Below are 13598 nucleotides of genomic sequence, written 5' to 3'. Positions count from 1 at the left end.
CGAGATGGAGTGGATGCGGGCTGTTCAGGTGCTTCGGGAGAAGCGGCAGGGCGGCGTACTGGTGACGGTGATGGCTGTGCGGGGGCATTCGCCGCGGGATGCCGGCGCCAAGATGGTGGTTTCTGAGGATCGGGTCTGGGCGACTGTTGGTGGGGGCAACCTTGAGGCGGTTGCTATCGAGCGTGCTCGGGGTCTGCTGGCGGCGGGCAGCCGCGAACCCGAAGTACTGGAGTTTGCGCTGTCTGACAAAGCGCCGTTCCAGCAGGCGGTTCAGTGTTGTGGTGGTGAGGTGAAGTTGCTGCTGGAGCCGCTCCCGGTTGTGCCGGCTGTGGCGATCTTCGGGATCGGGCATGTCGGTCTCGAGCTCGCGCGGATTCTCGCCCGGCACGACCTCGAGCTGCACCTGATCGACTCGCGGCCCGACCAGCTCACCCCCGAGCGACTCGCGGTGCTGGACGACGCGATCGCCGGCGTCCACGTGCATCACGTACCAGTGCTCCCGGAGCTCGTCGTCGGCGAGCTCCCGCCGGGGACCCACGCCTTGATCATGACCCACGACCACGCGGAGGACGCCGCCCTCTGCGACGCCGCCTTGAGAAACGGGCAACTGGCAACGATCGGCCTGATCGGGTCGCGCGCGAAGTGGGCGCGGTTCCGCCACAAGCTCGCCGAGGACGGCAACCCGGCCGAGGCGATCGACAAGATCACCACTCCGATCGGCCTGCCAGACCTGCCAGGTAAGGAGCCGGCCGTCATCGCGGTCGGCGTGGCCGCCTGGCTGCTCCAACAGTTCGTTGCCGAGCGCAACTCCGCGCCGGTTCACCGTGAGGCAGAAGCATGACGCTGTTCAGAGGCACGTTCCTCGACACACCAGACAACCCGTTCGCCGGCGGCACCCTCCGGGTCGCGACCGACGCCGCCCTGCTCGTCGAGGACGGGGTGATCACCGCCCGCGGCCCGTACGCCGAACTGCGCAGCGCGCACCCGGCCGAGCGCGTCGTCGACCTGACCGGCGGCCTGGTGTTACCCGGTTTCGTGGACACCCACGTGCACTTCCCCCAGATCCGCGCAGTCGGCGGGATGGGGATGCCGCTGCTCGAATGGCTCGACCGCTACGCCCTGCCCGAAGAAGCCCGGATGGCGGACGCCGCCTACGCCTCCAGCGTGGCCGACGAGTTCGTGCGCGGTCTCGCAGCAGCCGGTACTACGAGCGCACTGGTCTTCGGAGCGCACTTTGCCGAAGCAGTCGACACGCTCTTCACCGCCGCGTCGCGGGTGGGCCTGCGGATCACCAGCGGGCTGGTCGTCAGCGACCGCATCCTGCGCGCCGACCTGCTGACCACACCAGAACGCGCCTACACCGAGTCGCTCGCCCTGGCGTCCCGCTGGCACGGCGTCGGCCGCAACCGGTACGCCGTGACGCCGCGCTTCTCGCTGTCTTGTACAGACGAGCTGCTCGCGACCTGTCACACCGTGCTGGAGGAGATCCCCGGCGCGCTGTTCACCTCACACCTCAACGAGAACGAGGCCGAGATCGCCACGGTGGCCGAACTCTTCGGTGGGAGCGACTACGTCAGCACGTACGAGAAGCACGGCCTGGTCGACCGGCGGAGCGTGCTCGCGCACAACGTCCACCCGACAGACGTCGAGCTCAAGGTCCTGGGCGACAGCGGCGCGACGGTCGCCCACTGCCCCACGAGCAACGCCGTCCTGGGGAGCGGGCTGTTCCCCCTGACGCGGCACCTCGAACACGGAGTACGGGTGGCGCTGGGGTCGGACGTCGGAGCCGGCACCGGCTTCTCGCTGCTCAAGGAAGGCTTGCAGGCCTACTTCTGCCAGCAGCTGATGGGTGATCACGGACTTCCGCTCAACTCCGCGCATCTGTTGCACCTGGCAACCACCGCGGGAGCGGCGGCGCTCGGGCTCGGCGACGTGGGCGAGCTGAGCGTCGGCAAACGCTTCGACGCCCAACTGATCCGCCCGGCCGACGGCTCACCACTCGCAGTCGGACTCGAACACGCCGACGACGCCGACGACGCCTTGGCGCGGGTCTTCACCCTCGGTACGCCGGCCGACGTCCGCGCCGTCTGGATCGACGGCGAACTGTTGTCCCCTCTGGAGGTTGGTTGACGTCCTCCCCGCTGGTGATAAGCAGGGATTCCAACTACTACGTGGAGGTAGCGTGTTGAAGTTCACGCTTCGGCGAGACCCGTACGGGCGTCTCTCGGCGTGCGCTGACGGCCCGTCCGGCCGCGATGTTCACTGCCGCGTTCACGTCCGCGTTGGCCCGATGTCCACAGGCTGTACACCGGAACACCGCTTGGCTCTCGCGGTTCTCCGGCGCGCAATGCCCGCAGACGCTACAGGTCTGCGATGTGTAAGCAGCTTTCACCTTCTCGACTCGACCAGCTGCCTTGTGCTGCAATCGCCGGACGAGCAGGCCCCAGCCGTTGGACAGAATGCCGCGGTTCAACGCGGCTTTGGCACGCCGGCGGTTCGGCAGGTATGCGCCTGGTCGGTCCCGATCGAGTTGCGGCTTGGGGCGCCTGGTCAGCTGCACGATCCGCAGGTCTTCGACGCGGATGAGGTCGAATCGTCGCGCGAGGTCAGTGCTGGTCTTTTCCACCCAGTCCTTGCGACGGTCAGTGGCGCGGGCATGCAGCTTCGCGATCGCGGCCTTCACCCGCTGACGGCGGTGGGAGCCGCGGCGACAGCGGGACAACCGGCGTTGCAGGTGTTTGAGCCGCGTCATCTCCCGGTCCGACAGACTGGAACACGACAAGAGCTCACCCGTGGACAGCGCCGCCGAGACGGCGACACCGCGGTCAACTCCGACAATTCCACCCGTACCCGGAGCGGGGATCGGTTCCGGGATCACGGCAAATGCGAGGTGCCAGCGCCCCCTCCGGTCGCGGGTGATGCGGTACGACTTGGCCGCCGGGAGCGCGCGGGACAGCCGGAGGCGCACCCAGCCGACCTTCGGCACGTTGACCGCTGCCCATCTCCGGTTCAGCTTCACTACTCGGGACGCTTGACTTCCGACGATCCGGAATCCCTCGTTCAGTCCTGCCCGCCGCCAGGTCGGGCGCCGGTGGTGCCCGGCGTAGAAGTTTTTGACAGCCTGGTCGAAGTCGCGCAATGCCTGTTGCTGGACGGTTTGCGATCCGGCCCGCAGCCAGCCGAAGGCGGATCGCGCCTCGGTCAGTTGCCGTGCCTGGGCCACATAGCCCGGCGTCGCACCTTTGTCGCGCGTCCACATCGACCACTGTTCAAGCGCGAGGTTCCACACGTACCGGGCGTGCCGGCACTGCTCCAGCAACGCAGCCTGCTGCGCGGGCGCCGGGTACATCCGAAACCTGGACATACCACCTACCCAATCAGCTGGGACCGACAATCCCCGATCCGCGAAGGGAGGCAGTCGCGGACCCTCCCCCTCCTGAACGGTGGGGCTTCCCCGCGACCAACCCGATGAATCTGCAGGAGTTCAACACGGCTCCGGCCGGCCAGCTGCGGCCGCTCTTGGCTGCCTGCTGCGGCGTGCCGCGCTGGGTCGATCGAGTGCTCGCCGGCCGCCCGTACGCCGATGCCGACGCGCTCGCCGCGGTTGCCGACCGGGCGGTCCGAGATCTCGAGGACGGTGAAGTCGCGATGGCGCTGGCCGCTCACCCGCGGATCGGTGATCGCGCCTCGGGGGAAAGCACGGAGGCTGGTTGGTCGCGCAGCGAGCAGTCAGGTGTTGGTGACGACCCGGCGATCCGCGCGGCTCTGGCGGCGGGCAACCGCGAGTACGAGCAACGCTTCGGGCGGGTGTTCCTGATCTGCGCCACCGGCCTGTCAGCCACCGAGATGCTCACTGCCCTGAACCGCCGCCTCACCAACGACGACTCCACCGAAGCAGCCGTAGTACAGGAAGAACTCCGCAAAATCACCCTCCTCCGCCTCACCAAACTCCTCACCGCGGAGGTCCCAGCATGAGCACCCTCAGCACCCACATCCTCAACACCACCACCGGCACCCCCGCCCCGGACGTGCGAGTCCTCCTCACCCGCGTGATCGCACCGCCGCCTGCGGCGGACACGGCTGTGGTGGGCAGTGGCGGCGGCAGCGCCAGCGGCGACAGCAACAGCGGCAGGGGCGCCGGCACCGGCAGCGGCAGGGGCGCTGGCGCCGGCAGCGGCAGTGGCGCTGGCACCGGCAGCGGCAGTGGCGCTGGCACCGGCAGTGGCAGCGGCGGCAGCAGCGCCAGCGGCGGCAGCCTGGTTCCGCCCGGCCAGCTGGATTCGGGTGAGACCGCCATCACTTCACCACGGCCCACCCTGAGGGCACCTCTCGACGCACCACTTCCGAGCGCGGACACGACCGCGGACTTGTCCGCGGTCGGGAGCACGGTCACGAGGCAGTTCGAAGTGCTGGCCAGTGGGCGGACGGACAGTGACGGGCGGGTTGCCGGGTTTGGGGAGTTGGTGGCTGGGGTTTACCAGTTGTGGTTCGAGGTTGCCCGGGATGGTCAGGAGTCGTTTTATCCCGAGGTCACCGTGACCTTCACGATCACCGAGGAGCGGCACTATCACGTTCCGCTGCTGCTCAGTCCGTTCGCGTTTTCCACCTATCGAGGGAGCTGATCCGATGGCGATCCACCTGGGAGCCAACCAGTACGGCAAGGCCGAGAGCCGGGTCGTCCGCATCTACCGCGACACTCCACGCCACCAGATCCGCGACCTCAACGTCTCGTCCGCGCTGCGCGGCCGGTTCGAGGACGCGCACACGACCGGCGACCAGTCCGAGGTGCTGCCGACCGACACCCAGAAGAACACCGCCTTCGCCTTCGCCAAGGAGAAGGGCATCGACTCGATCGAGGAGTTCGCCCTGACCCTCGGCAACCACTTCCTCGAGGCGGCTCCCGCGGCCGACGGCGCCCGGGTCGAGATCGAGGAGTACCCGTGGGAGCGGATCTCCGTCGACGGCGCCGGCCACGACCACTCGTTCGTCCGCAGTGGCAGCGGCATCCGGACAACGGTCGTCAACGTCGAGGGCCGCGGCGACGACCGCAAACAGTACGTCGTGTCGGGCATCCGCGATCTCACCGTGCTCAAGTCCACCGGCTCGGAGTTCCACGGCTTCCTCAAGGACAAGTACACGACGCTGAAGGAGACCGACGACCGCATCCTCGCGACCTCGCTGGTCGCCCGCTGGCGCTACGACCACACCGACGTCGACTGGGACAAGTCGTACGACGAGATCAAGGGTCTGCTGCTGGAGCAGTTCGCACGGATTCACAGTCTCGCGTTGCAGCAAACCCTGTACGGGATGGGTGAAGCCGTGCTGCAACGGCACCCGGAGGTCGCGGAGATCAAGTTCTCAGCGCCCAACAAGCACCACTTCCTGGTCGACCTGAGCCCGTTCGAGGTGGAGAACCCGGGCGAGGTCTTCATCGCCGCGGACCGGCCGTACGGGCTGATCGAGGCCACCGTGGTGCGTGATGACGCCAGCGATTCCGGCTCGGCCTGGCACGCGGTACCGGGGTTCTGTTGATCGTCATCGACAACGCCGCGATCGCCACCCTCGACGGCGACCGTCGCGAGCTGAGCAGCGGGCACGTAGTTGTCGACGGCAAGCGAATCGTTGCGGTCGGCACCGGCCCGGCACCGGCGTACGACGGAGCGCGGGTGATCGACGGACGAGGATGTCTCGTCACGCCCGGCTTCGTCAACACGCACCAGCACCTGTACCAGTGGGTGACCCGCGGACTCGCCGCCGACGCCACCCTCTTCGGCTGGCTGACCAAGCTCTATCCGGTATGGGCGGGGATCGACGAGGAGTCGGTGCACGTTGCCGCGCAAGGCGCGCTGGCGCAGCTCGCCCGCACCGGCTGTACGACGGCGGCCGACCACCATTACGTCTTTCCGCGCCGCGGGGGTGATCTCCTGGAAGCGGAGATCTCCGCCGCGGCGAAGGTGGGCCTGCGGTTCCACCCGGCGCGCGGATCGATGGACCTCGGCGAGAAGGACGGCGGCCTGCCGCCCGACTCCGTCGTCGAGGACCGCGACGAGATCCTGCTCGCGACCGAGGCGGCGATCGATCGCTGGCACGACCCTTCGCCGGACTCGATGCTGCGGGTCGTGGTGGCGCCGTGTTCACCGTTCAGCGTCACCGCCGAACTCATGCGCGAGGCGGCCGAACTCGCGCGCCGCAAGGAGGTCCGGCTGCACACGCATCTGGCCGAGACCGTCGACGAGGTCAGCTGGTGCGACGAGAGATTCGGCTGTACTCCGTCGCAGTACGCGGCTGAGCTCGGCTGGACGGGTGCGGATGTGTGGTTCGCGCACGGGATCCACTTCGACGACGCGGAGATCAAGAACCTCGGCCAGTCGTCCACCGGCATCGCCCACTGCCCCAGCTCCAACGCCCGGCTCGGAGCCGGCATCGCCCGAGTCGCCGACCTCCGAGCAGCCGGCTGCCCAGTCGGCCTCGGCGTAGACGGCGCCGCCAGCAACGAAGCCGGCAGCCTCCTGGAAGAACTCCGCCACGCTTTACTTTTCGCCCGAGCCCGCCCTCAAGCCGGCTTCGCCGGCGGTGGAGGCAGCCGGGGCGGTGGAGCCGAGGGTGGAGCCGGGAGTGGTGGCCACGGAGCCGGGAGTGGTGGCGATGGAGTCGGTGAGGGCGGAGTCGGCGGGGGTGGAGTCGGCGGCGGAGGCGACCCGCAGGCGCTCGATGTCCGCTCGGCGCTCGAGCTGGCCACCCTCGACGGTGCCCGGGTCCTCGGTCGTCAGGATGAGATCGGGTCGCTGGAGGTTGGCAAGCTGGCTGATCTTGCTGTTTGGCGGCTTGACACGCTCGCTCACGCCGGGATCACCGACCCGATCGCCGCTCTCGTCCTCGGCTCGCCACCGCCGCTCGAACTCCTCCTGGTCAACGGCCGGCCCGTCGTCGAACACGACACCGTCGTGACCATCGACGAACAGACCTTGGCCCGCCAGGTCGCCCAGACCCACCACGACCTCCTCACCAAGACCACCTGATCCGCGAGAGGCCAAACCTGTGGAAGACGCACTCAATGCCGAGCTCGACCGGCGGCTGGCCGAAGCCGACGCAGAACTGACCTCGCGCTACCCCGGCGACCGTGGCCTTCGGCAACCAATCCACACCGTCTACGTCCCCGCCGACCGGTACGACGCCGGCACGATCGACGACTGGGCCAAGGCCGCCCGTGCAGCGCTCGACGAACACGGCGGCTCGGCTGACGAGTTGGCCAAGCTCCTGGACTTGCCACGAAGTCATGGTGCCCAGGTCTACGAACGGGTCGTAGCCAAGCTGGAGCGCGAGCCGATCGAGGATCTCCGCATCGACTTCGAAGACGGTTACGGCAATCGCCCCGACGAGCAGGAAGACGCAGCGGCCGTCGACGCGGCCCGCGCGTTGGCCGCGCTGCTCAAGACCGACGCGGCCCCGCCGTACTACGGCCTCCGCATCAAGTCGCTCGAAGCGCCGAGCCGCCGCCGCGGCGTCCGGACGCTCAACCTGTTTGTCAGCGAACTGACCAGCGCCGGCCAACTGACGTACGGCTTCGTGATCACCCTCGCCAAGGTGACCTCATTCGAGCAGATCGAGGCGATGGTGGTCGTGCTGGAAGCGATCGAGGGCGCGCAGTCGCTGCCGCCGGGAACGCTGAAGTTCGAGATCCAGGTCGAGACCCCGCAGGCGATCCTGGCTCCGGACGGCACGACTCCCCTCCCCCGGATGATCCGGGCGGGCGCGGGCCGAGTCACCGGGCTGCACTACGGCACGTACGACTACTCGGCCTCGCTGGGCGTCGCGGCGGCGTACCAGAGCATGGAACACCCGGTCGCCGACCATGCCAAGGACGTGATGCAACTGGCCGCTGCAGGCACCGGCGTCTTCGTGTGCGACGGCTCCACCAACGTCCTACCGATCGGCTCCCGCGACCAGGTCCACGCGGCATGGCGCCTCCACAGCCGACTCGTACGCCGTTCCCTCGAGCGCGGCATCTACCAGGGCTGGGACATGCATCCCGCCCAACTCCCCACCCGCTATCTCGCGACCTACTCCTTCTATCGCGAAGGCCTGGAGACCGCGGCGACCCGCTTGCGCGCCTACCTGCAAGGCGGCAACTCCGGCTACCTCGACGAGCCCGCAACCGCCGCGGCCCTGGCCGGCTTCGTACTGCGTGGGGTCGAGTGCGGCGCCATCGATCTGTCCGAGGTCGACACGCTGATCGGCGTGGACCTTCCAGGGCTGTCCGTCCTCGCCCGCCGGTAGCCGTAGCCACGATTCCGGTATCTGGGGGTAAACTTCCGGCATCCGGAATTTGCCGAGCAGAGCGGGGTCGTGGTGACGGAGGTAGCGGGTGCCAAGAGCCGGACCGGGAGTGTGCAGTCGATCGAGCGGGCCTTCGGGCTGCTCGAGATGATGGCCGATGCGGGCGGGATGATGGGGCTGTCGCAGTTGGCGACCGCCTCCGGGCTCCCGCTGCCGACCATCCACCGCCTCGTCCGTACCCTCGTCGACCTCGGCTACGTCCGCCAGGAGCCGTCCCGGCAGTACGTGCTCGGTCCCAAGCTCATCCGCCTCGGTGACACCTCCTCGCGCATGCTGAGCGTCTGGGCCCGCCCGCATTTGGCCCGGCTCGTCGACGAGTTCGGCGAGTCGGCCAACATGGCGATGCTCGACGGCGACCAGATCGTCTATCTCGCCCAGGTTCAGTCGCGGCACTCGATGCGGATGTTCACCGAGGTCGGCCGCAGGGTGCTCCCCCACTGCACGGCCGTCGGCAAGGCGATCCTGTCTCAGCTGCCCGAGCCCGAGGTTCGCGACCTGCTGCACCGCACCGGCATGCCGAAGCACACCGCGACGACCATCACGGATGTCGAGGAGTTCACGATCCAGCTCCACAAGGCCCAGGCCGACGGGTACGCCATCGACGAAGGCGAGCAGGAGCAAGGAGTCCGCTGCGTCGCAGTACCGGTCCCGGATGCCCCGTCACGTCTGGCCATGTCGATCTCCGGACCCGCCGGGCGGATGACCGAAGACCTCCTTCACCACGCGGTCCCGATGCTCACCCAAGCAGCCAAGGCCCTCTCCGACGACCTCCGCTAGGGAACTCGGGTCAGCCACTCTTCGGTGCCGAACTTCGCATCCACCCGTCGCTGCGCCTCAGCGACAGTCGCGTCGTCGATCGAGCCGTCGGCCAAACCGTAGCGCTGGTCGAAGGTGCCGACGAGACGTTTGATGACCTCACCGCGTTCCAGACCGGTCTGGCTGCGCAGCGGGTCGACGCGCTTGTTGGCGCTGGTGGTGCCCTTGTCCGACAGCTTCTCGCGGCCGATCCGCAGTACCTCGACCATCTTCGCGGCGTCCATGTCGTAGGCCATCGTCACGTGGTGCAGGACCGCGCCACCCGCGAACCGCTTCTGCGCGGCCCCGGCGATCTTGCCGGCCGGCGAGGTGATGTCGTTGATCGGCTGGTACGTCGCGGCGATGCCCAGCTCGTTGAGCGCACCCACGACCCAGTCGTCGAGGAACGCGTACGAGTCGACGAAGGACAGACCCGATACGAGGGACTCGGGCACATACAGCGAGTACGTGATCGTGTTGCCGGGCTCGACGAACATCGCGCCGCCACCACTGATCCGGCGTACGACGGTCACGTCGTGGCGAGCGGCGCCGGCCAGGTCGACCTCGTTGGCGAGCGACTGGAAGCTGCCGATGATGACCGCGTTCGAGGCCCACTCCCAGATCCGCAACGTCGGCGGCCGCTCCCCCGAACCGACCTGCTCGGCCAGTACTTCGTCCAGCGCCATCTGCAACGCAGGCTCCCGCGGTACGTCGTGCACGAACTGCCACGCGTGATCCGTCCACGCCGACGCGCCGGTCACCGCCCGCCGTACTGCGACCGCAACCGCCTCCGGCGAGAACCCGAGCATCTCGACACCATCCCCCAGCGCACCTCGCACCCGAGCCGCGAGCTGCGCCACCGGCGCCCCGACCGGTACGCCGGCCAGCGCCCCGTTGATCCGCTCCAACGCGTCATCCGGCTCGAGGAAGAAGTCCCCACTGATCCGAGCCCGCCGCACCACCTCCCCGGCGACATCCAGATCCGCAACAACCAACTTCCCACCAGGCACCTTGTATTCGCCATGCACGTCAACCCACAACCGCCAACCCACACCGAATGTTCCGCAGCCATGCTGATCCAGCGGCGAACTCGCCGGACCAGCTGCTGCAGGTAGGTCAGCTCGGCGGGGTGAGGCTCCAGAGGTAGTTCTCGTAGCTGGACGGACCGACGACACCGGCCAGGAGCTTGTCGTCGGAGTCGAACGCGATGTGCTGCCCGTCATCGGAGATCGCAGGGAGATAGCTGCCGTTGCGGTTGCGCCAGGGGTTGGTCTGGTCCTGACGATGCGTGACCCAGACGAGAGCGCCGGTCAACCGGTCGAGCCGGTACACGTCGCCGAGGAGGCCGCGGTCCGAGGGTGAGGTACGGCCCGTCGTCGAGAACGTCACGTACCTGCCATCGGTCGAGACAGTGCCAGTGGCACCCCCGAAGGTCGTCGCGGGTTTGCCCAGGTGATCGGCCGAGATCAGCTGCACTCTGTTGGTGCGGAGATCGCGGAGCCAGACGTTGGCAACCTGGTCGCTGCCTAGCATGCTGTAGACCGAGAACACCACGAACCGGCCGTCACTGGAGACATCCGCAGCGCTGTAATTGTGGATGGGGGACCGCGGATCGCCCGGTACGCCGTCCGAGACCGAGCGCGTCGTGCCCTGGTCGCGGTCACGGACCTGCATGTCCAGGTTGCTGTCGAAGGCGACGACGCGTCCGTTGCCGGAAATAGCCGGCTGGGCGGAGACCCAGTCGGCCTGGTCTCCGGCGGAGGTCAGCGACACCCGTTCGGTGCTACCGGCCAGGAAATTCCGGACGAAAATGTCCTGGGTCTCGTTGGTGTCGCCGGGCACGAGGTTCGTCGAGCTGGACTGGAAGGCGACATGCTGCCCGTCCGCCGAGATGTCGGGGAAGACCGCTCCCTGGTCCCCGGGACCGTGCAAACCTCCCGAGGCCAGCGCAGTACGTCCGGTCAGCAAGTCGCGCCGGAAGACGTCGGGACTGTCGTTGCTGTCCCCGGGCACCAGGTTCGAGGCGAACGAGTCGAACGCGACGTACCGCCCGTCGGCCGAGATCGAGGCCGCCCGGCTCTCGGCGTTGCCCTGCACTCCGCCCGGACCGACCGAAACCAGCGTCGTCCGGCTGGTCACCAGGTCGCGGACAAAGATGTCCGTCTGGCCGTTGGTGTCGTTGGCGACGAGATCGGTCGCGGCCGAGACGAAGACGACGTACCGCCCGTGTTCCGACGTCCCCGAGCCGCCCCCGGAGTACTCGTTGCCGCCGGTCCCGCCCAGTCCGACCGAGACCATGCTGATCGTCCCCGGATCTCGGTCACCACCGGCCGCCGCCGGACCGCCGATCGCTCCCACCGCCCCCGCGGCGACGACGATCACGGCAACTGCGGTGCGAATCGATCTGTGGACCTGGATGCCAGGAATCACCTTCATGATGCCCCCTTAGGACACCAACTAGATGCGCCCCGACCACAGGAAGTTATGAGGGACCCTCCGGCAGGGGATCATCAGGCATGCGCGAGCGCCTGAACACGATGCCCACCTGGGCCCTGCTGCTGATCACCTGGTTGCTCTGGACGGTGGTCATCTTCGTCCTGTGCGTGGTCGCCGGCGGCTCCCTGCTCTGGAACGCCGTCTTCTCCCTCGGCATCGGACTCATCGTGGCAGCGGGTCTCACCTTCGCGATCAAGACCAGATTGCGGTGGGAGAACCGGGCACTCGGTGACGTTCCGAAGGACGCCCGGCGAGTGGCGCTGAAGGCCGCCTGGAAGGGCCCGATCCCCACCGACCCCGAGACCCGTGCCGCGGCGATCCACGTCGCGCAGGAGCAGCTCCGGCAGATGCGCCGGAGCCGACCCATCTTGATCATCGCCCTGTCACTCGGGCTGGTGGCTGCCGTCGGCGGAGCCATCGTCGATTCCCCCTGGCGGCTGCTCTACGTCCTCCCCTTCGCCGGCCTGCTCGCCCAGTTCCTGATCGCCCCGCGACGCATCCGCAGGCGCCTCGCTTTGCTGTCCGAGTCGGGCTAGGTGTATCAGCCGGCCGTCCCGGGAGCCTCTCGATGGGGAGGTGTTCCCCGAGAGTAGGGCGGCGTGGATGTCTGGACAGTGTGTGGAAGTCGAGCTGCTGGCGATTGGGGCGGGACCGTCGAACCTGGGGCTGGCGGTGGCGCTCGAGGAGTTGGCGCCGGAGCTGGCCGAGAACAGTCTGCTGATCGACCGGAACCCCACGATCGCTTGGCAGCAAGGCATGTTGATGCCGTGGGCCACCAGTCAGGTGTCGTTCCTCAAGGATCTGGTCACCCAGCGGGACCCGCGCAGCAGGTTCTCGTTCCTGAACCATCTGTACGAGACCGGCCGGCTCGACGACTTCGTCAACATGAGCACCTTCACGCCGTACCGGGTGGAGTTCACCGAGTACCTGCGCTGGGTGGCAACCTCGCTCGCCCGGGTCCGGATCGAGCTCGGGCGCGAATGCGTCGGGATCGAGCCGCAACGCGACCCGGCCGGCGCGGTGACCAGCTGGCTCACCACGCTGGCCGACGGCACCTCGATCTCCAGCCGCTATCTCGTGTACGGCGGAAGTCGCGAGCCGAACATCCCGCCGGTGCTTGCCGACCTCCCGAGGACCCGCATCGTCCACAGCACGGAGTACCGGCAACGGGTCGCCGAGTTCTCCGGCGAACTGCCGTACCGGGTCGCCGTCGTGGGCAGTTCGCAAAGCGCGGCGGAGATGTTCCGGGCCCTGCGCGAGGACCTGCCCGACAGTGACGTCGCCTGGCTGATGCGCTCCATCGGGCTCAGCTCGGACCAGTCGAGCAAGTTCACCAACGAGCTCTACTACCCGGCGTTCGTGGACGACTTCTACGACGCCCGGCCCGCCGCTCGTGCGCAGATCCTCGCGGAGATGCACCGGACCAACTACTCCGTCGTCACGCCCGCGATGCTCGAGCACCTGTACGCCGATCTGTACCTCGACCGGTTCAACGGGCGCAACGAACGGCGACTCGTCACGATGGTCGACATCACCGGCGCCCGCGACACCGGCGACGAACTCGTCCTCGAACTCACCGATCGCCGGACCGGCGCAGTCACCGAACTGCATCGCGATGTGGTCTTCCTGGGCACGGGTTTCGACGTCCGGATGCCGCGACTGGTTCGCGAGCTGGCCGGCAGCCTGGAACTCGACCGGATCGACGTCTCCCGCGAGTACCGCCTGGATCTCGGCCCGCAGGGCACACCGGGTCCGGCAGCTTGTTACCTGCAAGGCGTCAACGAGCAGACACACGGCATCTCCGACACCCTGCTCAGCGTGCTGGCCCAGCGGGCCGAGGAGATCTGCCGCGACATCATCGCCCACCGCGAGCGGATTCCGGCCGTCGCCGGATCGGTCGACGCTGTATCAGGCAAGGCGGGCAGCACGCTCTAACGGGTGGCAGAACCGCGCACCCCGAGGAGAGCCCG

The 13598-nt window shown here is 68.1% G+C and carries 13 protein-coding genes; 10 read left to right on the top strand and 3 right to left on the bottom strand.

Translation table 11 applies throughout. From position 1 onward, the window contains the following. The first annotated feature begins 4 nt into the window (after positions 1-4). Both xdhC and guaD read left to right on the top strand, forming a co-directional pair. The gene (xdhC, locus tag AB0F51_RS16150) at positions 5-841 is read left to right on the top strand and encodes a xanthine dehydrogenase accessory protein XdhC (RefSeq protein ID WP_360281544.1); all 837 of its coding nucleotides are present in this window, start codon (positions 5-7) and stop codon (positions 839-841) included. After that, positions 838-2130: a guanine deaminase gene (gene guaD, locus AB0F51_RS16145; RefSeq protein WP_360280203.1), complete on the top strand. Its 1293-nt coding sequence runs from the start codon at positions 838-840 to the stop codon at positions 2128-2130. Before xdhC ends, guaD begins: the two co-directional genes overlap by 4 nt. Before the next feature lie 37 nt (positions 2131-2167). Here guaD and AB0F51_RS16140 read toward each other — a convergent pair whose 3' ends face one another. Next, positions 2168-3364 carry a transposase gene (locus AB0F51_RS16140; RefSeq protein ID WP_360280200.1) on the bottom strand — a complete coding sequence of 399 codons (1197 nt, stop codon included), beginning with the start codon at positions 3362-3364 and terminating at the stop codon, positions 2168-2170. A gap of 104 nt (positions 3365-3468) precedes the next feature. Here AB0F51_RS16140 and uraD point away from each other — a divergent pair, with 104 nt between their 5' ends. The 6 genes from uraD (at position 3469) to AB0F51_RS16110 (ending at position 9114) form a co-directional block, all read left to right on the top strand. Then, the gene (uraD, locus tag AB0F51_RS16135; protein ID WP_360280198.1) at positions 3469-3975 is read left to right on the top strand and encodes a 2-oxo-4-hydroxy-4-carboxy-5-ureidoimidazoline decarboxylase; all 507 of its coding nucleotides are present in this window, start codon (positions 3469-3471) and stop codon (positions 3973-3975) included. After that, the gene (locus AB0F51_RS16130) at positions 3972-4622 is read left to right on the top strand and encodes a hydroxyisourate hydrolase (protein WP_360280195.1); all 651 of its coding nucleotides are present in this window, start codon (positions 3972-3974) and stop codon (positions 4620-4622) included. The genes uraD and AB0F51_RS16130 overlap by 4 nt, the downstream gene beginning before the upstream one ends. Before the next feature lie 4 nt (positions 4623-4626). Then, on the top strand, positions 4627-5532 hold the full coding sequence (gene pucL / locus AB0F51_RS16125; protein ID WP_360280192.1) for a factor-independent urate hydroxylase: 906 nt from the start codon (positions 4627-4629) through the stop codon (positions 5530-5532). Continuing rightward, on the top strand, positions 5529-7019 hold the full coding sequence (locus tag AB0F51_RS16120) for an 8-oxoguanine deaminase (protein ID WP_360280189.1): 1491 nt from the start codon (positions 5529-5531) through the stop codon (positions 7017-7019). Before pucL ends, AB0F51_RS16120 begins: the two co-directional genes overlap by 4 nt. Positions 7020-7038: 19 nt before the next feature. Continuing rightward, complete coding sequence (locus AB0F51_RS16115; RefSeq protein WP_360280186.1) at positions 7039-8277, top strand: aldolase; 1239 nt, start codon at positions 7039-7041, stop codon at positions 8275-8277. A gap of 72 nt (positions 8278-8349) precedes the next feature. After that, on the top strand, positions 8350-9114 hold the full coding sequence (locus AB0F51_RS16110; RefSeq protein WP_360280184.1) for an IclR family transcriptional regulator: 765 nt from the start codon (positions 8350-8352) through the stop codon (positions 9112-9114). Here the strand turns inward: AB0F51_RS16110 and AB0F51_RS16105 are convergent. Continuing rightward, on the bottom strand, positions 9111-10160 hold the full coding sequence (locus AB0F51_RS16105; protein ID WP_360280181.1) for a biotin/lipoate A/B protein ligase family protein: 1050 nt from the start codon (positions 10158-10160) through the stop codon (positions 9111-9113). The two genes, AB0F51_RS16110 and AB0F51_RS16105, sit on opposite strands and share 4 nt — an antisense overlap. Positions 10161-10248: 88 nt before the next feature. Then, positions 10249-11568: a hypothetical protein gene (locus AB0F51_RS16100; protein ID WP_360280178.1), complete on the bottom strand. Its 1320-nt coding sequence runs from the start codon at positions 11566-11568 to the stop codon at positions 10249-10251. 80 nt (positions 11569-11648) lie between these two features. On the opposite strand from AB0F51_RS16100, the gene AB0F51_RS16095 reads away from it, so the two are divergent. Both AB0F51_RS16095 and AB0F51_RS16090 read left to right on the top strand, forming a co-directional pair. Further along, a complete protein-coding gene (locus AB0F51_RS16095; RefSeq protein ID WP_360280175.1) occupies positions 11649-12164 on the top strand; it encodes a hypothetical protein in 516 nt (171 codons plus the stop codon). 82 nt (positions 12165-12246) lie between these two features. Then, positions 12247-13563, top strand: a complete 1317-nt coding sequence (locus AB0F51_RS16090) for a SidA/IucD/PvdA family monooxygenase (protein ID WP_360280172.1) — start codon at positions 12247-12249, stop codon at positions 13561-13563. Positions 13564-13598 lie beyond the last annotated feature (35 nt).

Source organism: Kribbella sp. NPDC023855, from assembly GCF_040639475.1.
Lineage (GTDB): Bacteria > Actinomycetota > Actinomycetes > Propionibacteriales > Kribbellaceae > Kribbella.
Note: the sequence above shows the minus strand (reverse complement) of the source record. Positions and strands in the feature narration are given on the sequence as shown.

Excerpts from the sequence above, each read along its gene's own strand:
- AB0F51_RS16095 (WP_360280175.1), top strand. The coding sequence starts at position 11,649 with ATGCGCGAGCGCCTGAACACGATGCCCACCTGGGCCCTGCTGCTGATC.
- pucL (WP_360280192.1), top strand. The coding sequence starts at position 4,627 with ATGGCGATCCACCTGGGAGCCAACCAGTACGGCAAGGCCGAGAGCCGG.
- guaD (WP_360280203.1), top strand. The coding sequence starts at position 838 with ATGACGCTGTTCAGAGGCACGTTCCTCGACACACCAGACAACCCGTTC.
- xdhC (WP_360281544.1), top strand. The coding sequence starts at position 5 with ATGGAGTGGATGCGGGCTGTTCAGGTGCTTCGGGAGAAGCGGCAGGGC.
- AB0F51_RS16140 (WP_360280200.1), bottom strand. The coding sequence starts at position 3,364 with ATGTCCAGGTTTCGGATGTACCCGGCGCCCGCGCAGCAGGCTGCGTTG.
- uraD (WP_360280198.1), top strand. The coding sequence starts at position 3,469 with ATGAATCTGCAGGAGTTCAACACGGCTCCGGCCGGCCAGCTGCGGCCG.
- AB0F51_RS16100 (WP_360280178.1), bottom strand. The coding sequence starts at position 11,568 with ATGAAGGTGATTCCTGGCATCCAGGTCCACAGATCGATTCGCACCGCA.
- AB0F51_RS16130 (WP_360280195.1), top strand. The coding sequence starts at position 3,972 with ATGAGCACCCTCAGCACCCACATCCTCAACACCACCACCGGCACCCCC.